The organism is Brachybacterium fresconis (genome assembly GCF_017876515.1).
In the GTDB taxonomy this organism is placed as follows: domain Bacteria; phylum Actinomycetota; class Actinomycetes; order Actinomycetales; family Dermabacteraceae; genus Brachybacterium; species Brachybacterium fresconis.
Genome location: NZ_JAGIOC010000001.1, coordinates 802,323 through 820,886 on the forward strand (window position 1 = coordinate 802,323; position 18,564 = coordinate 820,886).

Below are 18,564 nucleotides of genomic sequence, written 5' to 3' on the forward strand. Positions count from 1 at the left end.
GGCGAGAAGCCTTGTTCGGGCACGTCGCCAGCCGACGCCCCAGACGCGACCGGAACCCGTCGAACGTCCACTGCCGTGTCCCGCTAACGCCTTGCCGTCGGGTCACCTGCCGCAGCCTGCTGGCGGGGAGCATCGTCAACTTCCGTCACGGCGCTGTGTCCCATGCTCTCGCTAGGTGCGTGTGTCGGTGTGGTTGAGGATGATCGAGGTGCCGGCGATGACGACCACGGCCAGCACTGCCGACAACCCGATGGTGAGGCCGACGACGTCGGGGGTCAGGGCTGAGACGTCGAAGCTCGTACCTTGCCCCGTGAGCATCGTTGCGCTTCCGGTCTGTGTGGTCCGAGTGAGCAGTGCGTAGGGAGTCACGGCGACACCAGGAATCTTCAAGAGCAGCGCCATCGTGCTGGCCCCGGTGAGCACGAGCGCGATGGCGACCGGCGCCGCGAAGCTTCGCGCGAAGGTAGACAATGCCGATTGGAAGGCAACGACTGGGACTTGAGCGGCGATTATCAGCAGGCTGGTGATGAGGTAGTCCGTCGGAAGCATCCCGGGAAGGCCGAAGACGAACTTGCCGAGCCCGATCACGGCGGCCACGAGCACGATCTGCATCACGGCGGCGAGGATCGAGATCGCTGCGATCTTGCCGACCACGATCTGCCAAGTGGGCACGGGGCGGCTCATCAGCGCGTTCCAGTTGCTGTTCTTGTGCTCCACGCGCCACACGAGCGAGGCGAGGATCGCAATGCCGACGGGCAGGATCGCCATGCCGTAGAACCCGATCGACCGGACCCACAGCGTGTGCCAGCCGTCGGCGAACTCACCTTCGACGGCGATAGTGCTGCCGGAGCCGGCGACGACCATGATGATCGGCAGGAGCACGACGACACTCCAACTCATGGACCGCTTGAGTTTGAGAAACTCCGACATAATCGAACCCATAGTCATGCCTCCTGGCGGTCGAAGCGTCCGGTAACGAACAGGAAGAGAGCCCCGCCCACGACCGCTAGCCCGATGACGCTGAGGTAGGGCAGGTCGAAATACACGGGTGTTTCGCCGACGTAATCGGACTGCACCGTCAGCGGGTAGTAGCCCCAAGGGACAAGATGGGCCAGCCAGGAGGGGAACAACTCGCCGAAGATCGCTAGGAACATTCCGACCAGGCCGACGCCGATGCACACGAGCTGGTTCTCGACCGTCGCCGACAGCAGGATGTGGAACGCGAGCACGGCAAGGTTGATGATGATGAGCGCGCCGATGTAAGTGGCCCAGCGTCCGAGCGGGGCGGGTGTCGATATCCCGATCAGGGTGCCGAAGCCCACGATCACCACGCCCCACACGGCAGTGGCTGCGGCCACGAGCACGCCGAGCGAGACGAATTTCGCCCGGCACATCTGCCCAGGGGTGAGGCCGGACGTGGCTGAGGAGAGCCATCCGTTGCCGGTGTGCTCGATCTCGACCTGTCGGCTGGCGATGACGGCCACCAGGATCGGCGCGATCAGCGCCGCTCCCATGCCCAGGCCACCGAACAGTGTCTTCCATGCGTAGTCGTTGGGATCATCGAGGCGTTCGAAGGCACCGGACCCGAACGCGTTGTACATCGACATCAGCGCGACGCTGATCGCCAGCAACGCGACGAAGAGTCCCACACGGAGGTGACGCATCTTCGCGAACTCATTCGCGATGGCGCGGGCGTTCACAGTCCGCCTCCTTCGGTGAGTCCCATGAACACCTGCTCCAGGGTCTGCTCATCGCGGCGAACCTCGTAGATGGCGATGCGTTCGCTGACGAGTGCGGCGATGATCCCGGCGGTGGCGCGTTCGCTGAGTTCGGTGACACGCACTTCTCCTTGGTCGACGCGGCAGTCCGCGCTGTTCGCCAGTAATTCACTGGCGCGGCTGGGGTCGTCGCAGCGAATGAGGACGTCGGGGGTGGCGGCGGAGAAGAGTTCGTCGCGGGTGCCCTGGAAGATCATCCGTCCCTGGCTGAGGATGCCGAGCATGGTGGCGGATTTGTCGATCTCGCCGAGCAGGTGGGAGGACACCATGACAGTGACACCGCCGTCGGCAAGCGTGCGCAGCAGCTCGCGCATCTCCTCGATACCAGCCGGGTCCAGGCCGTTGGTCGGTTCATCCAGAATCAACAGCTTCGGCTCTCGGGCCAGAGCCATCGCGATACCGAGGCGCTGCTTCATCCCGAGGGAGTAGTTGCGGACCTTCTTGTCCATCTGGCCCTGCATCCGCACCGTCGCGATCGCGAACTCGATCTGCTGATCGTTCAGACCGAGCAGGCGCTGGATGATGCGCATGTTCTCCCGGCCGGTGAGATGTCCGTACCCGGGAGGCGACTCGATGAGGGACCCGATCCGACCCAGATGCTCCCGTCTCGTGCTGCGATCCATGGGCTTGCCCATGATCTCGACGCCGCCACTGGAAGGCTGGACGAGGGAGAGCAACATCTTCATGGTCGTGGACTTGCCCGACCCGTTCGGGCCGAGGAACCCGTAGATCTCCCCCTCGGGAATGTAGAGGTTCAGGTCCTCGACAACGGTGCGCTTGCCATAGCGTTTGGACAGGTTCTCGGTTGCGACGATGGTGGCCATACATCCATCGTTCCGAGCATCACCGCCCGGGTCGTCACTGGCGTGAGTGATCTTTCGGGTAGTCCTCACGGACTACCCGCGGAACCCCTGCCTCCAGGTTCGTAGGTTCAGACGAGATCGTGCTGGTAGGCGAAGACGACGGCCTGCACCCGGTCCCGCAGGTCAAGCTTCATCAGAATGCGGGAGACATGGGTCTTCACCGTGTTCTCCGCGATCACCAGGGATTCGGCGATCTCACCGTTCGACAAGCCCTGGGCCAACAGTCGCAGGATCTCGTGCTCCCGCGATGTCAACTCGTCCAGACGGGCGTTCATCGCGAAGGACCGCGCGGAGCGCGCCGGCTTCGAGACGGTGAAGTGGTCCAACAGTCGCCGCGTGGTGCTCGGAGCCACGACGGCATCGCCGTGATGGACATGTCCGATCGCCTCTGCAATACCGTCCGTCGGGGTCTCCTTGAGCAAGAACCCCGACGCGCCAGCCTGGAGCGCGTCGTAAGCGTACTCATCAAGATCGAACGTAGTCAGGATCAGCACCCGCGGCCCGCCCGCCGCGCAGATCCTGCGGGTCGCCTCAACGCCGTTCATCCGCGGCATCCGCACATCCATCAGCACGACATCGGCATCGATCTGTTGCACCAGATCGACCGCAGTGTCTCCGTCATCGGCCTCACCGACGACCTCGATCCCCGGACGGGATTCCAGCACGAGCCGGAGCCCCGCCCGTACCATCTCCTGGTCATCGGCCAGCACGAGCCGGATCGTCACTCCGCTCCTCCGCTCAGTGGCAGCGTCACCGTCAGGTCGAATCCGCCGCCTTTCCTCACGCCCGTGCGAACGTCTCCTCCGTACAGGGCGACGCGCTCGCGCATCCCGACAAGTCCGTGCCCCGCTCCATCCGGGAGCCACATGCTCGGTCCGGCCCCGTCATCGGCGATGGTGACCGCTAATTCAGCGTTTGTGTATTCGAGGTGGACGTCGACCCGAGACAGCGTCGGTCCGCCGTGCTTGCGGGCGTTCGTGAGGCCTTCCTGCACGACCCGATACACGCACAGGTCGAGGCCCTCGGACAACGGCACGGGTTCATCCGACACGCTCAGCTCTGCGGGAAGCCCCGCTGCGCGGGACTCGTCGACAAGGACCTGAAGCCGGCCAACGCCGGGCTGCGGTCCCAGGAGCGCCGCCTCCGAGGTGCGCAGCACTCCGACCATGCGCCGCATCTCGGTCATCGCCTGTCGCCCCGTATCACGGGCCGTGACCAAGGCCTCCTCGGCGCGAGCCGGTTCAGTGCGGACCCTCGACAAAGCACCGTCAGTCATGAACACCACCACGCTGAGACTATGGGAGACGACATCGTGGATCTCCCGCGCGATCCGGGTCCGCTCCTCCGCCGCCGCGATCTGAGCCTGCGTGTCCCGTTGCTGTTCCAGCTCACGTGCGCGCTCCCGCAGGCTCTCGGTGTAGTCGCGACGCACCCGAACGATGGTGCCGGCCAGCCACAGGACTACCACACCCACCAAGAACTGTGTCATGGCGCCGTACCCCACCCGGAGGCCATCGTCGAACATCTGGCTCAAAGCTATTGCGAGCCAGACCATCACCACGACGGCGGCAGGTGCGCTCTTGGTCCACCGGAACCTGCTGGCCAGAAAAAACACCATGAAGACGAACAACAGGTCCACGACCATGACGCCCACGTTCAGCAGCAGCTGCGCGAAGGCCACGACAATCATCACCGCGAACGCACGAAACGGATACTGTCGCCGCACCACGTACGCCCCACACAGCACGACTGAAATCACCACGAGGGCGGCATTCGCGACCCAGCCCCTGCCTGCACCCGTAAAAGCACCGATGACCATGAGGTTGTAGGCGAACACCACGCCTACGGTGACGGCGTCTATCAGGAGTGCATGGCGCTGCCACCACGGTACCGGGGGTTCGCTGAGGAGCACACGCGAAGCGTGGACGCCTTCTTCGTCCGCGACCGCGCCATGCTTCGAACCCGTCATGCCCCCCAATGCTATCGCTGCCGTCTGGCAGGCTGACGAACGTCAGCCCCCGCTACGTAACACCACGCTCTGGCGGATGAGTTGCAACGCGGCTCCCGCTGTTCGCCGACCTCGTGGATCACCACCACCGCCAGTGCCTTCGACCGGACGCTCTTACATGCCGCTAACCGGCATCGCTGAATCGGCCCAGGTTTGATGCCGCTGCTGTTTGAGTCCGAGAGGATGGACAGCATGCCGAAGAAGATCGATCCCCAGCTGCGCGCGAGGTGCGTGCGGCTCGTGCGCGAGCACGCCCAGGAGTACCCCACCCTGACCGCGGCGACGGCCGCGGTCGCCCGCCAAGAGGGCGTCTCGCGGGAGTCCGTGCGGCGCTGGCTGGCCCAGGCCGAGGTCGACGACGGGTCCCGTCCCGGCACCACGACCGAAGAATCCGCCGAGGTCAAACGACTGAAGGCCGAGGTCAAGCGATTGCGGGAGGACAACGAGATCCTCCGCCGGGCCTCAATTTTCTTCGCGGGGGAGCTCGACCCCCGCAACCGCTGATCCTCGCCTTCATCGACGAGATGCGCGCCGAGGGCTATGCAGTCGAGTCGATCCTCCGCGTCCTGCGCCAGCAGGGCCTGGAGATCGCTGCACGCACCTACCGGGCCTGGAAACGGCCGGCCCGCATCGCTGCTCGCACCGTCACAGACGCTCTGGTCGAGGACAAGGTCCGCGAGCTTGCATGGAAGTTCAACCCGGTCACCGGGCAGGTGCAGATGACGCCGGAGGGCTTGTACGGGCGACGGAAGTGGGTTGCCTTGCTCCGCCGCCAAGAAGGCCTCGCCGGCACCTCCCGCGGCGCGGTCGACCGGGCCATGCGGACCCTTGGCCTCGAGGGCGTGCGGCGGGTGAAGAAGCTGCGCACCACCATCCCTAATCCGGATGGGAAACGTGCCGGTGACCTGCTGAGTCGTGACTTCACGGCTCCGGCTCCGGACCGGGTCTGGGTCACCGATTTCACGTATGTCCGGACGTGGGCGGGGTTCGTCTATGTCGCGTTCGTCGTGGACGTGTTCGCCCAGCGGATCGTGGGCTGGCACGCCAGCTCCAGCATGCGCACCGACCTGGTGATGACTCCGCTGCGGATCGCACTGTGGCAGCGCGACCGCGACGGAAACCCGGTCCCACCAGGATCTTTGGTAGCGCACAGCGATGCCGGGTCCCAGTACACCTCGGTCCGGTACACCGAGCACCTCGACCTCGAGGGCATTGCCCCGTCGATCGGGACCGTCGGCGACGCGTATGACAACGCCCTCATGGAGGGCGTGAACGGCCTGTACAAGACCGAGTGCATCCGCACCACGGTCTTCCACGCCGGCCCCTTCCGGACGCTCTCGGACGTCGAGTTCGCGACCGCCGGCTGGGTCGACTGGTACAACAACCGGCGTCTCCACGGCTCCCTCGGGATGCTCACCCCGGTAGAGTTCGAGACGCTCCACTACGAGGCCCTCGACCGAGAGCCCGAACCCGCAAAGTAGCGGCAGAGAACCTGGGCCGATTCATCGCTGCCGTATCAGAGCCAGCGCGAGTAGGCTACGAGCCATCGAGACGGAGCTACCTTTACTCCCCCAGGGTGTTGCCTCCTCGGTGTAATTCCGCGTCAACGGTGTCGAGAGCGAGCGGTCGTCATCGATTGCCTCGGTGAGCGCGCCAAGCTTCGCTGGCGGAGCAGCCGACGTGGTTGAGACTGGCGGTCAGGTGTACGTGATCGATGGTGGTCTGCCGCCCTTGATGAAGTTTCCGAGGTAGGCGACGACGCGGTCTGCTTCGGAGCCGAATGGGTTGTCGGTGACCATGTACGTCCAGGTCGATGACGGGCGGCGCAGGCCGAGATCCCCCAGGGTGGTGGCGTCGTCGGGTGCGTTGTCGAGAACCCGCCGGACTGCTGCGAGAGTGTCGCTGCCGAGGCTACGGAACGAGCCGCCGGCGATTCGATTGAACTCGTCCAGCGGGTTCTGCCTACCCAGAACTCGCAGGTGGATGCCCTCGCGGACGGCGGCGAGGTGGTTCAGGTGATCGGTCCAGGCGCGGTCGAGCTGGTAGAGCACGACTTCCATGGCGAGGCGGCGACGTTGCGCCGCCCATGCGCCCGCCCTGTCGGGAGTATCCGTGAAAACCTGCCGGAGGTAATCATCGAGCGCGTCGGGTTCGGTGAGGAGGCGTTCGCGGGTATCCAGGATCGCCTGTCGATGCTGGTCGGTCATGGTGTGGTAGCTGCGGGTGGTGCGGTGCAGTTGCAGCAGTTTGCCCTCGGCGACGCGCTGCGAGTGCTCGTAGACACGCGCAAACTTCCGGTCGCCGATGAGCCCGTCTGGGGCGATGGAGCGGGGCTGGTCGCTGATGCGCAGCTGTTCGGTCACCACGTCGTCTTCAAGGCTGGTGTAGAACACGGACCTGCCGGGGTCGCCTTGCCTGCCCGACCTGCCCCGCAGCTGCCGGTCGAGGCGCGCGGAGTCGTATCGTCCGAGCCCGATGACGAGCAGGCCGCCGGTCTCGGCAGCTCCTGGACCGAGTTGGATGTCGACGCCTCGGCCGGCCATCTGTGTGGACACGGTGACCGCACCGTGCTCGCCGGCGCGGGCGATGATTTCCGCCTCGGCAGCGTCGTTCTTCGCGTTGAGTACCCGCGCTTCGACACCCAGATCGGCGAGCAATCGGGCGAAGCGCTCAGAATCGGCCACGCTGCCGGTACCGATGAGCACCGGCTGCCTCGCATCATGGGCTGCACGCACGGCTTCGGCCGCCGCGGTATCGCGTTGCTCGACAGTGACGAACAGCCGGTCGGCGGCATCTTCTCGGATGCAGGGGCGGTGGGTGGGGATGACCCCGGTCTTGATGTCGAGGTCTTCGGCGAGGCGCTCGGCCGCTTCAAAGGCGGTGCCGCTCATCCCGGTGAGGGTCCGATAGCCGCGGGCGACTGTCTCCACGAGCACCTGGTCGAGGATCTCAGCTTGCCCGGTCACCTCCAGTCCCTCTTTGCGCTCGATGGCGGCGTGGAGACCGTCCGGCCAACGCTGACGATCCGCGACCCGGCCACGGGCATCGTTGACCAGCTGCACCCGTCCATCGGTGACGAGGTAATGCACGTCGCGTTCGACCAGAGCGTGCGCGTGCAGTGCGACATGCGCCGCTGTCAACAGTTCGACATGCTCCTGCGTATACAGGTCATCGATCCCGAGCGCCGATTCGACACGAGCGATACCTGCCTCGGTGAACGCGACACTGCGCCGGTCGCCCTCGACCTGATAGTGCTCATCATCGGTCAGTTCCGCGATGACCTGCGCCAAAGATGCTTCTTCTGATTGCGAGTCGGCGTCGCCGGCGATCACCAGCGGCACCATCGCATCATCGAGCAGCACGGCGTCGATCTCATCGACCACCGCGGCATCCAGACCCGGCACCAGCCGCCGAACCTCGGGGAGGCGCTGGCGGTCGCGCAGCAGGTCAAACCCGATCTGATGCACCGTCGCATACACCACGTCAGCCCGGTACGCTTCGGCGCGATCCGGCTCACCCATTCCGTCGACGACCGCAGCGCAGGTCAGGCCGAACGCGGAGAACAACGGTGACCCGGCAGCGGCGTCTCGGCCCGCCAGGTAGTCGTTTGCCGAAAGCACGTGCACCCGCCGGCCTGAAGCGGCGAGACCGGCGGACACGAGGAACCCAACCAGCGTCTTGCCCTCGCCCGTGGCCATATCGACTACCCGGCCGCGTAGCATGCTCACGGCGGCGAGCAGCTGCACCTCGAACGGCTCCAACCCCAGCCGACGCCGCGCCACCTCACTCGCTACGCCGAGAAAGCTCACCAGCTCGTCATTATCGTCCAAACTGATCGACACGGACCCAGCCGAACGTCTCAGAAGCTCGTCGTCAGTGAAGCAACGCAGCGACGCACGCTGGGAGACGATGCCCTCGACCAGCGACGCATACGTGCGCAGGTTCGCCGTGCCAGGATCCTGGCGGAAACGACTCACCCACCTCGGAGGGCGCTGCCACCACGCCCCCTGTTCACGCAATGGCTCGGGTCCGACCATCACCTCACGCTACCTGACCACCCTGACCGGGATCAGGGAACAGCTACTGGCACGGACTCGGCTCGACCTCGCTCAAGCCGCCTCCTCGAAGCGGTAAGTCCGCATCCGAGTAGGCTGAGCAGCGCAGAATCAGGCCAATCAGGACGCTCGTACTTTTGCAGGACTACGGGGTTCTCAGTTCGGGGTAGCAGCCTGGCCGGGTCGCAGCCCACACCTACCTGCAGCCGAAGCATGCGTTCGTTCATCCGTTCGTAAGAGTCAAGACAGGTCTGTCAGCGCTTGCGGCTGTAGGAGACGATTGCTAGCGGGCAGAAGACGATCAAGGTTCCGACGGACCAGATGATCGTCTGGACGATCGAGTCTCCTGCCGGTGCTCCGGCCAGCAATGCACGAGCAGCGTCCATCGCGTGCGTGACGGGGTTGATGTTTGCCCAGGCTTGGAGCCATGCGGGGAGCGTGTCGATCGGGGCGGCGAGGCTAGAGCCGAGCATCAGCGGGATGAACACGATGAACGCGAAGGCCATGACTGCGCCCTCGTCCTTGACGAGCACGCCGAGGAAGACGGTCACCCAGCTCAAGCAGAACCCGAAGGCCAACACGAGAACGACTGCTGCCAGGGATGATCCGGCGTCGGTTTGGATGCGGAAACCCATGAGGTAGCCGATCCCGAACAGCAACGCGATGGCGATGATGTAGCGCACCATGTCGGCCATGATCGACCCGAGCAGGGGTGCTGATCGTCCGATCGGCAAGCTGCGGAAGCGGTCGAAGACACCCTTCTTCATGTCAATGTTGATGCTCAGGCCGCTCGAAAGCATGCCGGAGAGTCCTGCGCCCATGACCACGATTCCCGGAAACAGATAGAGAAGATACTCGTCGGTGGAACCCGCAACCGAGCCGCCGAAGAGATAGACGAACAGCAGCAGGAAGATCGCCGGGGTGACCACTCCGTTGACCAGCGCACCGGGGTTCCTCGCGGACTTGGCAAGGCTCCGACGGGCCAGGATCAGGCTGTGCCGTAGCAGCCCTGCCGGACGTCTCTCGGAGCTGGTTGCGGTGATGGTGTCGGCGCTCATGCGTGGCTCCTTTCGGCCTCGTCGTTCGTGTCGCCGATGGTGGGTGCTCCGGTGAGGGTGAAGAACACCTCGTCAAGGCTGGGGAGCCGTAACGCGAACTCGGCAACCTCAATTCCTTCCGCTTCAAAGCGATGGGCGATGTCGAACATCGCCCGATCGCCGTCCACCGGCGTGATCAACTCGTGCTGAGCGGTGCGCTCGACCGGGTGGCCGGAGACGGCGGCCAGGATGGCAGCGGCCCTCTCCACGTCGCCGGGGTTCTTGGGACGGGTCGCGATGGCTTGGCCCCCGACGATCTGTTTCAGCTCGGGTGGAGTGCCGTGGGCGATCACGCGGCCGTGGTCGATGACGGTGATCTCGTCAGCCAGTGCGTCGGCTTCTTCCAGGTACTGCGTCGTCAGAAGGACGCTGGCGCCATCGACGGTGAGTTCACGGATGATCCGCCATAGCTCTTCGCGCTTGCCAGGATCAAGACCGACCGAGGGCTCATCGAGGAACACGACACGAGGGCGACCGACGAGGCTCGCGGCGAGGTCCAGACGTCGGCGCATCCCGCCGGAGTAGGTAGCCACCGGCTTCTTCGCGGCATCGGTCAAGCCGAAACGCTCCAACAGCTCGGCCGCCCTGCGGGAAGCCTCGCGTTTGCGCAGATCGAGCAGACGCCCGATCAGGATCAGGTTACCCAGGCCCGTGAGCTCTTCATCCAGCGTCGCGTACTGGCCTGTCAAGCCAATGATCCGTCGCACCTTGGCCGCTTCGCGGGTGACGTCCATGCCGGCGACTCTGGCGGTTCCGGCATCGAGGCCTGTCAAAGTCGCCAGGATACGGATCGACGTTGTCTTCCCAGCCCCGTTCGGGCCGAGGACGCCGAGCACGGTGCCCGGCCGGGCACGCAGATCCACCCCGTCCAGAGCAGTGTGCTTGCCGTACCGCTTCACCAGCCCCTCGGCTTCGATCACATAGTCACTCAATTGAATCTCCTTGCCTTCATCGCCGTGTTCAGGGGCGCAGTGTCTTGGGGAATCCCGTCCAATGCAGATCGGGGCGCAGGTGGCTCATGTCGTTGAACATGACGATGCTCGGTGGCACGCTCGGCCGGTGCTCGATCACGGTCAGCGCAGCGTTGGCGCTGCTGAGCCCAAGCCACCTGATAGCCGGGGCGTCCATGGCGTGACGGAGGAGCCACGCGATCGGGTAGGCGTGCGTGATGAGCACTTCGTGCACGTCGTCATCGCCCTCGGGTGCGGTGGCGAACCTCGCGGTGAGGCTCTGGGCGATCTGGTGCCCTGCTTCGGCTTCGTCGGTGTCGTAGCCGTCGAAGAACGGCACCCATGACGGCGGGGTCTCCTCCGGCTTCGGCACGTAAGGCACATGGTCGATCAGCTCGGCCGCTTCGCTCACCTCGGCGGTGCCGGTGAGGAAGATGTTGAGCTGCCTCGCGCTGTCGGCGGCTCGCGGCAACGGCGAGTGCCAGACGGCGTCGATGGGCAGATGCGCTAAACGCTGACCGAGAAGACGAGCTTGCTCGCCCCCGGTGTCGGTGAGGTTGCCGAACGCGTCGGCGTCACCGTGGCGTGCGATGTAGAGATACCTAGTAGCCATAAGTATGTCGGGGAGCACCACGACGATGCCCCGGCTCTCCTTTCTCTCGGGGTAAGGCTTCGGGTCAAAGGACGGTGACGGTTCCGGCGGTACCGTCGAGCGTGATTCGGGCACCGTCGTCAATGCGGGTAGTGACACCGGCGACGCCGAGCACGGCGGGGATGCCGTATTCGCGGGCGACGATCGCGGCGTGCGAGAGCGCGCCGCCGGTCTCGGTGACCACCCCGGCGGCGACGGCGAACAGGGGTGTCCAGGCTGGGTCGGTGTAGGGGCAGATCACGATGGCTCCGCGGCGGACGGCGGCGAAGTCGGAGGGGCCGCGGACGATTCGTGCCGATGCGGTGACCGTTCCGTGGGATCCGGGAGTCCCCCTCAACGCCTCAGCTGGGTGGGGCGGGCCGGGGGCTCTGGTGTCGGGAAGCGCTGCCGTGATCGGGCGTGCTTGCAAGATCCACACGGTGCCGTCTGCGACGGCCCATTCAATGTCTTGCGGCCCGCCGAGCACCGTCGCGATCCGGCCTCCCAGCTCGACCAAGGTCGCGACAGTGGCGTCGTCCAGGGCGCGTGCGGATTGCTGGTCGGGAGCGATCGCGCTGGTAACCACACCGCCGCGCTCACGGCCCAGGTCGATACGGGTCTGTTTACTTCCCACCGCGCAGCCGATGGCCCCGTCCGCGGCGACCTCGTAGGCGTCCGGCGTGATCGTTCCGCCAACGACGGCCAGACCGAGGCCCCAGGATGCTTCGATCCTGGTTGGCTGCCCGTGCTGCTGGGGGGTGAACATGACCCCCGACACATCCGCCTCGATCACTGGCTGCACGAGCACCGCCATGCCCGACGCGTGAGGCAACTCTCCACCCGTCCGAGCCCAGTAGCCATCCACTCGTGCAGCGCGGGCCGACTCCCAACAAGCCATGATCGCCTGACACACGTCGTCTGCGCCGCGAACCCCGATGACGCTCTCGTACTGGCCAGCTGCCGAAGCATCCCCGGTATCCTCGTTCATCGCAGACGAACGCACGGCCACCACCGGATCGCCCAGCCTCCCCAGCTCACCGGCGACGGCATCACGCAAGAAACGCACGGCCTCCGCGCCAGCCGGCTGATCACCGTGTGGCACGACGAACCCATCGGGCACCGGCAGCCCCTCCCGCAGCAGCACACCGAGCGCCGCCGCCTTGCCGCCCGAGCTCGCCCGGGTCGCTTCTGAGAGCGTCGTCAGCATCACACCATCCTTCAACGAAAGATTGACAACATTCTGTTGATCGTAGCAGGATGGACGGCATGGAACGCAAGCACGACGTCGAGCAACTCAGCAGTGCCGACCACGAGTCGACCCGACGTGAGCGCGAGGCCCAGGGCCGACTTCTCGACAAGGGCGCAGACCAGTTGGAACCGCGCCCGTGGCAGCAGGCCGCAGCCCCGCCCTCGGCGGTGGATCTGACGCAGTACGCGCTCTGGCGCTCATCCGAGCTGACCCCAGACGAGCTTTTGAGCGCACTCTCGCTGCTCCCGGCAGCACGCGCCGAGGTCGAGAGCGTGGAGATCGGCCTACTCTTCGCCGCTCGCAACGAGGGGCTCACTTGGGCGCAGATCGCCCAGGCGATGGGGTTCCGATCCCCGCAGGCCTGCCAGCAGTACGTGAACCGGCTCAGCGCCAGGCAGGACAGGCGAGCATGACGCATCCGTCCACGCCGGAACTGCTCGTGCTGCACGCCGTGCGCCTCATGGGATTCGCCGACAGTGACGCCGTCGCCGAGCGTGCGGGAACGAGCCACGTCGAGGCGCTGCGCGTGTTGAGTGAGGCGGAGCGTGAGGGGTGGGTGCAGCACGCCGCGTTCGCCGACCTCGAAGGCTGGTCACTCACCGACTCGGGCAAGACGGAGAACGAGCGCCAACTCGCAACAGAACGCGCGGACGCCGACCCCGCTGGCGTGGTGGCGGCTGTCTACCGCGAGTTCCTTCCGCTCAACGCCCGCCTACTCCGAGCCGTCACCGACTGGCAGATCAAGCCCATCGGAGCAGACCAGCTGGCCCCGAACGACCATGCCGACCGCGCATGGGATGGACGCGTTCTCGATGAACTCACGGCACTCGGCAGGAAACTTGCACCCTTGGGCGAGCGCCTCGCTGCCGTTCTCGCGAGATTCTGCGGCTACGCGGAACGGTACGAGACTGCCCTGCACAAGGCCAGGCGCGGGGAGCTCGATTGGATCGACCGGACCGAAGTGGACTCCTGCCACCGAGTCTGGTTCCAACTCCACGAAGACCTCGTCGCAACACTCGGCATCGACCGTAGGAACGAAGCATAGATATCTATGCAAGCAGTCACCAAGCGGGCGAGGTCGCTGCCGGCGTCCGAGACATAGCGTGGATCCGCAAGTTCAAGCCGATCGAGACGCAGCTACTTTCACGACAGTACGCGGTGCCCAGCTCCACGTATCCGCTCGCCTCTGGCCCCTACGTGAGTTCGGCGATGCCGACGCGCAGCGCGAAGAGGGCAAGCTGTACGCGGTCGCGGGATTGGGTCTTGGCGCGGAGGTTGCCGATGTGGGTCTTGATGGTGGGCATGGTGAGCCATAGTTCGTCGCAGATCTCTTGATTGGTCCGGCCCCGCGCGACGAGGGCGAGGATGTCGCATTCTCGGGGTGTGAGTTCGTCCGCGAGGCGGATGTCGGTAGGTGAGGCGTCCGCGGCGGAGCCTCCCGGGCGCTTCCGGAACGTCGTGAAGAGTCGGCGGGTGGGGCCGGGTGAGATGACGGCGTCGCCGTCGTGGACGGTCCGGATCGCGGCGACGACGTCATCGGGGGCGGTGTTCTTGACCAGGAAGCCTGATGCCCCGGACTCGATCGCGGTGAGCACGTATTCGTCGGTGTCGAAGGTAGTCAAGATGATGATCTTGCTGGCCGTCCCGGCCGTGATGAGTCGCTGGGTGGCGGCGAGCCCGTCGAGCGTGGGCATTTGGATGTCGAGGAGCAGGATGCTCGGCGCGACGTGATCGTGCCGGCGGATGGCGTCGGCCCCGTCGATGGCCTGCCAGACCACGCGCATGTCGGACTGCGCGTCGAGGATCATGGCGAGCCCCGCGGTGAACAAGGGTTCGTCGTCGGCGAGCCCGATGGTGATCATGACTGCCTCCACGGCAGGCTCGCGGCCACGACCCATCCGCCGGTGTTCGGATCGGGGCCGGCGGTGAGCGTGCCCCCGAGGGCGCGTGCACGCTCCTGCATTCCGATGATCCCGTGGTGCGAGACGCCGCGCGGTCTGGTGCGCCGTTCACCGGATGCGGCGTTCAGCACGGTCAGCTCGACCGAATCATCGTGTACGAGGATACGGACACTCACTGCTGCACCGTCGGCATACTTCAAAGCGTTCGTCAGGCTCTCCTGGACGATCCGGTACCCGGCCAGTCCGACCTGATCGGGGATAGAGGTGAGGTCGCCTTCGACATGCAGCCGGATCGCCGCTCTCGTGTACTGCAAGTCGCTGATGAGCTCGCGAACATCGCGAAGAGTGGGCGTCGGTCGCACGGGAGCCTTACCCTCGTCGTCGGTGGCGAGCACGCTGATGAGATCGCGCACGTCATCTACAGCGGTGCGGCTCAAGCGCCCGATGTCGGCAAGGACTTGATCGGTGCGCTGTGGGTCGGTACGGACGACGTAGCGGACGCCTTCGGCCTGGATCGCGATGGTGTTCAGCGAGTGGCCGAGCACGTCGTGCATCTCGCGAGCGATGCGGGTGCGCTCCTCGACAGCAGCGAGCCGCCGCTCCACCGCTTGCCGGGCTTCGAGGGCAGCGGCACGTTCGAGCGCGTCCTCGTAGCGTGCTTTCCGGTTCCGCCGGACGATGCCAGCCAGGACGGCGACCGTGATCAGAGCCGCTGCGGCAGCGGAGATCACCAGCCTGACCTTCCAGTCGGTACCCGGAGCGGGAGTCGGCACGGTGAGTACCGCCACGCCGGCACCCACGTAGATGACAGCGGCGTATCCCCACCGCCACGGCGGGAGCAGTCGCGTCTGCGTGGTGTACGCGCCGATCAGACACACCGCACCGGCGAACACCGTCAGCTCCTGCACCACTACGAGATGCACGAAGAGCAGAACCCCGACGACAGCGAGGGCGAGCCGCGGGCGCAGGCGGCGGAAGATCAGAGCGATCGAGCAGCCGAACACGACGAAGCTGTAGGCGACCTGCTCAGGCGTGGCGAACGACAGCGTCGGCCGGCTGATCGCGCCGAGCACCCCGACGAGCGCCGCTAGGACGATGTCCGCGATCCAGGGGCGCTCCTGCCAGACAGTACGGAGCCGTTCACGGGTCGCGGGGGCGGTGAACGGTTCCATACCCAACCATCGTATGGCGCGGGCCGTTGTCGGTCTTCATACCGCGGTATGAAGACCGACTTCGTGCCGCAGCACGATCTGCCGCACGGCCGGTCCGGGAATCGTAGGTGGCGTGACCGACCCGACTGAAACGAGGCATGCATGACCAGCGTCATCACTACCCGCGGATTGACCAAGCAGTTCAAGACCCACACGGCTGTCAATTCCCTCGATCTGGACGTCCCGCAGGGCCACGTGTATGGGTTCCTCGGGCCGAACGGATCGGGCAAGTCGACCACGATGAAGATGCTGTTGGGTCTCACCCAGCCCACCAGCGGTGACATCGACGTGCTCGGCGAGCCCCTCACGCGCGCATCGCGCACCAAGCTCCTGCCGTCGATCGGGTCGATGATAGAAGCTCCTCCCGGGTACGGGCACCTCACCGGCCGGGAGAACATGCGCATCGTCCAGGACATGCTCGACTTGTCCACCGCGCAGATCGACCACGCGCTGGCGACTGTCCGGTTGACTGAGCAGCAGCACAAGCTGGTCCGCAACTATTCCCTCGGCATGAAGCAGCGCCTCGGCATCGCGATGGCACTGGCCCGCGATCCCGCACTGCTCATCCTCGACGAACCGACCAACGGCCTCGACCCCGCCGGGATCGAGGAGATTCGCATGCTGCTCGTGGACCTCGCGGGTCGTGGGATCACGGTCATGGTGTCGAGCCACCTGCTCGATGAGATCGACAAGATGGCCAGCGTCCTGGGCATCCTCTCCAGCGGGACGATGATCTTCCAGGGCAGCCGCGACCAGCTCTTCGAGCAATCCGTGCCGGATCTGATCATCGAGACTTCCGACCCGCAGGCCGCCCTCGCACAGGGCATCACGGCAACCCGGGTTCCTGAGGGCATCAGGATGAGCGGGATCGACAAGGACGAGACCGCGAAAGTCGTCTACCAGCTCGCCGTCGCGGGCGTCCCGATCTACGAGGTGCATCGCGTCGCGCAGAGCCTCGAAGATGTGTTCATGGACCTCACCGGCAGGGGTGGTCTGCTGTGAGGCGCGCGATCCGGCTCGAGTTCCGCAAGATGCGCCGCCTGCGCACGTTCCTCATCACCGCGATCCTCGTCCTCGCCGTCGCGGGCCTGTCCAGCTTCTCCCTCTTCGCGGGCAGCACCCAGGAATCGTTCAACGACCCGGACGCGATGCCGTGGGCGGGCCTGATGGTGACCTACACGCTCATGGCCGCGATGACCTCCCCGATCCTCGCCGCCGTGCTCGCCAGCCGACAGACCGACATCGAACACTCCGGCGTCGGCTGGACCCTCGCCTCAACCGCCGGATACTCACCGGGCGTGCTGTGCCGGGCGAAACTCGTCGCACTCAGCACGGTCCTGCTGCCGGCCGTCGTCGTGCAGAGCCTGCTCGTGATCGGCATGGGCCTGTTCGCCGGCATTCGCGTGCCCCTCGATCCGGGGCCGTGGGTGCTGTACACGGGGCTGCTGTTCCTCATCGATGTCGTGTTCCTCGCGCTGCACATCTGGCTCGCCGCCATCGTGGAGAACCAACTCGTGTCCGTCGGCGTCGGCATGCTCGGCGCGTTCCTCGGCGTCTTCACGCTCCTCACCTCGACCGCCGTGGCCCGCGTCATCCCCTGGGGGTACTACGCCATGATCTCCCCGATCGGACAACAAGGCGACAGCCTGGTGTATCTCACGCCGCCGTTCGGGTGGATCGCCGGCTTCCTCATCCTCGTCGGAATCGTCTTCGCCGTCGCCACGCGACGTCTCGACCGGATCGAAAGGTAACCCCGTGCTCCGCGCAGAAATCCTCAAACTCAAGCGATCCGCCACCTGGATCATCGCGCTCATCCTCCCGCTACTGGCCGTCACCACCGGGACGATCAACCTCGCCAACAACCCCGCCACACTCGACGCCGGATGGGCATCCTTCACGTCTCAAGTGACCCTGTTCTATGGACTGCTGTTCTTCTCAATCGGGATCGGCCTGATCGCGTCCACCGCCTGGCGGATGGAACACCGCGGCACGAACTGGAACCTCCTCCTCACCACCACCCGCCGGCCAGTCAAGCTGGTCATCGCCAAGGTCTTGGTCATCATGATCCCCGTCGCGTTCATGCAACTCGTCCTCGTAGCAGGCACCCTGATCTCGGGCACGCTCGTGCTCGGGCTGGACGGTGCCATTCCGTGGCAGTTCACCCTCGTCGGCGCGATCTCCGTGCTCGCAGCCCTGCCGCTGATTGCAATCCAGTCCCTGCTGTCGATGCTGCTGAAGTCGTTCGCCGCACCCGTCGCCATCTGCCTGCTCGGCTGCGTCGTCGGCGTCGCCACCGTCACCAGCGAAGCACTCCGACCGCTGAGCTTCATCTGGCCGCAAGCCATCAACACACGCGCCCTGAATCTCGGGTCGACTGCACTTGCGGGCTCGGGCGGGCTCACAGCCCAGGACGCGCTACCGCTCATCGGCACGGCGCTCGGATTCGCGCTGGTCATCGTCGCACTCACCGTCGCAACGATCCGCACCGTCAAGCTCCGCTGAATCTCGCAGGGAGGGCAGGTGAGACTGGTGACTGATCGGAACGATCTCGATGATCGAATCGCGCAGCTCGACGCCGAGATCGCCGCTCACCCGATGGCGAGCAGGAAGATGCGGGCCGCGCTGGCCGTCATCGAAGAGTTCAGCTTCGGTGGCGTCGCGCTCGTCGAGCAGCGCCTCGCGGAACAGTGCCTGCCCTCTCTCGCAACACTCGCCAGAATCCAGGAAGCCCACGCGCTATCGTGGTACCGGCTCCACGAGGCCCGCGAAGAACTGCGCCGCGAGAACTCCTGAGTAGCGATGAACCCGCGGGCGCTACATG

Annotated in this window: 19 protein-coding genes; 7 read left to right on the top strand and 12 right to left on the bottom strand. The window is 65.6% G+C overall.

What is annotated here, in order from left to right:
• Positions 1–171 precede the first annotated feature (171 nt).
• From JOF44_RS03620 to JOF44_RS03640, 5 genes are all read right to left on the bottom strand, one after another.
• A complete protein-coding gene (locus JOF44_RS03620) occupies positions 172–948 on the bottom strand; it encodes an ABC transporter permease (RefSeq protein WP_245348838.1) in 777 nt (258 codons plus the stop codon).
• A complete protein-coding gene (locus tag JOF44_RS03625; RefSeq protein WP_137803096.1) occupies positions 945–1,700 on the bottom strand; it encodes an ABC transporter permease in 756 nt (251 codons plus the stop codon). Before JOF44_RS03625 ends, JOF44_RS03620 begins: the two co-directional genes overlap by 4 nt.
• Positions 1,697–2,602 (bottom strand): ABC transporter ATP-binding protein, encoded by a 906-nt coding sequence (locus JOF44_RS03630; RefSeq protein ID WP_137803095.1) that lies wholly within the window; start codon positions 2,600–2,602, stop codon positions 1,697–1,699. The genes JOF44_RS03625 and JOF44_RS03630 overlap by 4 nt, the downstream gene beginning before the upstream one ends.
• 107 nt (positions 2,603–2,709) lie before the next feature.
• Positions 2,710–3,366: a response regulator gene (locus JOF44_RS03635; protein WP_137803094.1), complete on the bottom strand. Its 657-nt coding sequence runs from the start codon at positions 3,364–3,366 to the stop codon at positions 2,710–2,712.
• On the bottom strand, positions 3,363–4,610 hold the full coding sequence (locus JOF44_RS03640) for a sensor histidine kinase (protein WP_137803093.1): 1,248 nt from the start codon (positions 4,608–4,610) through the stop codon (positions 3,363–3,365). Before JOF44_RS03640 ends, JOF44_RS03635 begins: the two co-directional genes overlap by 4 nt.
• Before the next feature lie 231 nt (positions 4,611–4,841).
• On the opposite strand from JOF44_RS03640, the gene JOF44_RS03645 reads away from it, so the two are divergent.
• Positions 4,842–6,130, top strand: a protein-coding gene (locus JOF44_RS03645; protein ID WP_209886298.1) for an IS3 family transposase whose coding sequence is annotated in 2 segments (ribosomal slippage) — positions 4,842–5,115 and positions 5,115–6,130 — 1,290 coding nt in all. Because the reading frame shifts where the segments join, the coding sequence is not laid out codon by codon here.
• A 216-nt stretch (positions 6,131–6,346) separates the two neighbouring features.
• Here the strand turns inward: JOF44_RS03645 and secA2 are convergent.
• The 5 genes from secA2 to JOF44_RS03670 form a co-directional block, all read right to left on the bottom strand.
• Positions 6,347–8,686, bottom strand: a complete 2,340-nt coding sequence (gene secA2, locus JOF44_RS03650) for an accessory Sec system translocase SecA2 (RefSeq protein ID WP_209887503.1) — start codon at positions 8,684–8,686, stop codon at positions 6,347–6,349.
• Positions 8,687–8,958: 272 nt separating this feature from the next.
• Positions 8,959–9,762: an ABC transporter permease gene (locus JOF44_RS03655; protein WP_209887506.1), complete on the bottom strand. Its 804-nt coding sequence runs from the start codon at positions 9,760–9,762 to the stop codon at positions 8,959–8,961.
• Positions 9,759–10,733, bottom strand: coding sequence for an ATP-binding cassette domain-containing protein (locus tag JOF44_RS03660; RefSeq protein WP_209887509.1), 975 nt, complete (start codon positions 10,731–10,733; stop codon positions 9,759–9,761). The genes JOF44_RS03655 and JOF44_RS03660 overlap by 4 nt, the downstream gene beginning before the upstream one ends.
• Before the next feature lie 28 nt (positions 10,734–10,761).
• Positions 10,762–11,385: a histidine phosphatase family protein gene (locus JOF44_RS03665; protein ID WP_257007829.1), complete on the bottom strand. Its 624-nt coding sequence runs from the start codon at positions 11,383–11,385 to the stop codon at positions 10,762–10,764.
• A gap of 43 nt (positions 11,386–11,428) precedes the next feature.
• On the bottom strand, positions 11,429–12,589 hold the full coding sequence (locus tag JOF44_RS03670) for a PEP/pyruvate-binding domain-containing protein (RefSeq protein ID WP_096197303.1): 1,161 nt from the start codon (positions 12,587–12,589) through the stop codon (positions 11,429–11,431).
• Positions 12,590–12,648: 59 nt separating this feature from the next.
• Here JOF44_RS03670 and JOF44_RS03675 point away from each other — a divergent pair, with 59 nt between their 5' ends.
• Both JOF44_RS03675 and JOF44_RS03680 read left to right on the top strand, forming a co-directional pair.
• Positions 12,649–13,044: a DNA-binding protein gene (locus tag JOF44_RS03675; protein WP_096197318.1), complete on the top strand. Its 396-nt coding sequence runs from the start codon at positions 12,649–12,651 to the stop codon at positions 13,042–13,044.
• A complete protein-coding gene (locus JOF44_RS03680) occupies positions 13,041–13,676 on the top strand; it encodes a transcriptional regulator (RefSeq protein WP_096197302.1) in 636 nt (211 codons plus the stop codon). Before JOF44_RS03675 ends, JOF44_RS03680 begins: the two co-directional genes overlap by 4 nt.
• A gap of 148 nt (positions 13,677–13,824) precedes the next feature.
• Here the strand turns inward: JOF44_RS03680 and JOF44_RS03685 are convergent, their stop codons facing one another.
• A complete protein-coding gene (locus tag JOF44_RS03685) occupies positions 13,825–14,493 on the bottom strand; it encodes a response regulator (protein ID WP_015780267.1) in 669 nt (222 codons plus the stop codon).
• Positions 14,490–15,704, bottom strand: coding sequence for a sensor histidine kinase (locus JOF44_RS03690; protein ID WP_209887513.1), 1,215 nt, complete (start codon positions 15,702–15,704; stop codon positions 14,490–14,492). The genes JOF44_RS03685 and JOF44_RS03690 overlap by 4 nt, the downstream gene beginning before the upstream one ends.
• Positions 15,705–15,845: 141 nt before the next feature.
• Here JOF44_RS03690 and JOF44_RS03695 point away from each other — a divergent pair, with 141 nt between their 5' ends.
• From JOF44_RS03695 to JOF44_RS03710, 4 genes are read left to right on the top strand one after another with little or no spacing between them, the layout of a single operon-like run.
• Positions 15,846–16,745: an ABC transporter ATP-binding protein gene (locus JOF44_RS03695; protein WP_015780269.1), complete on the top strand. Its 900-nt coding sequence runs from the start codon at positions 15,846–15,848 to the stop codon at positions 16,743–16,745.
• Entirely contained in the window at positions 16,742–17,494 is a 753-nt protein-coding gene (locus JOF44_RS03700) for an ABC transporter permease (protein ID WP_015780270.1), read from the top strand. The genes JOF44_RS03695 and JOF44_RS03700 overlap by 4 nt, the downstream gene beginning before the upstream one ends.
• Before the next feature lie 4 nt (positions 17,495–17,498).
• Positions 17,499–18,245: an ABC transporter permease gene (locus JOF44_RS03705; protein ID WP_015780271.1), complete on the top strand. Its 747-nt coding sequence runs from the start codon at positions 17,499–17,501 to the stop codon at positions 18,243–18,245.
• Between the two features lie 27 nt (positions 18,246–18,272).
• Complete coding sequence (locus tag JOF44_RS03710; protein ID WP_015780272.1) at positions 18,273–18,536, top strand: hypothetical protein; 264 nt, start codon at positions 18,273–18,275, stop codon at positions 18,534–18,536.
• Positions 18,537–18,564: the final 28 nt, after the last annotated feature.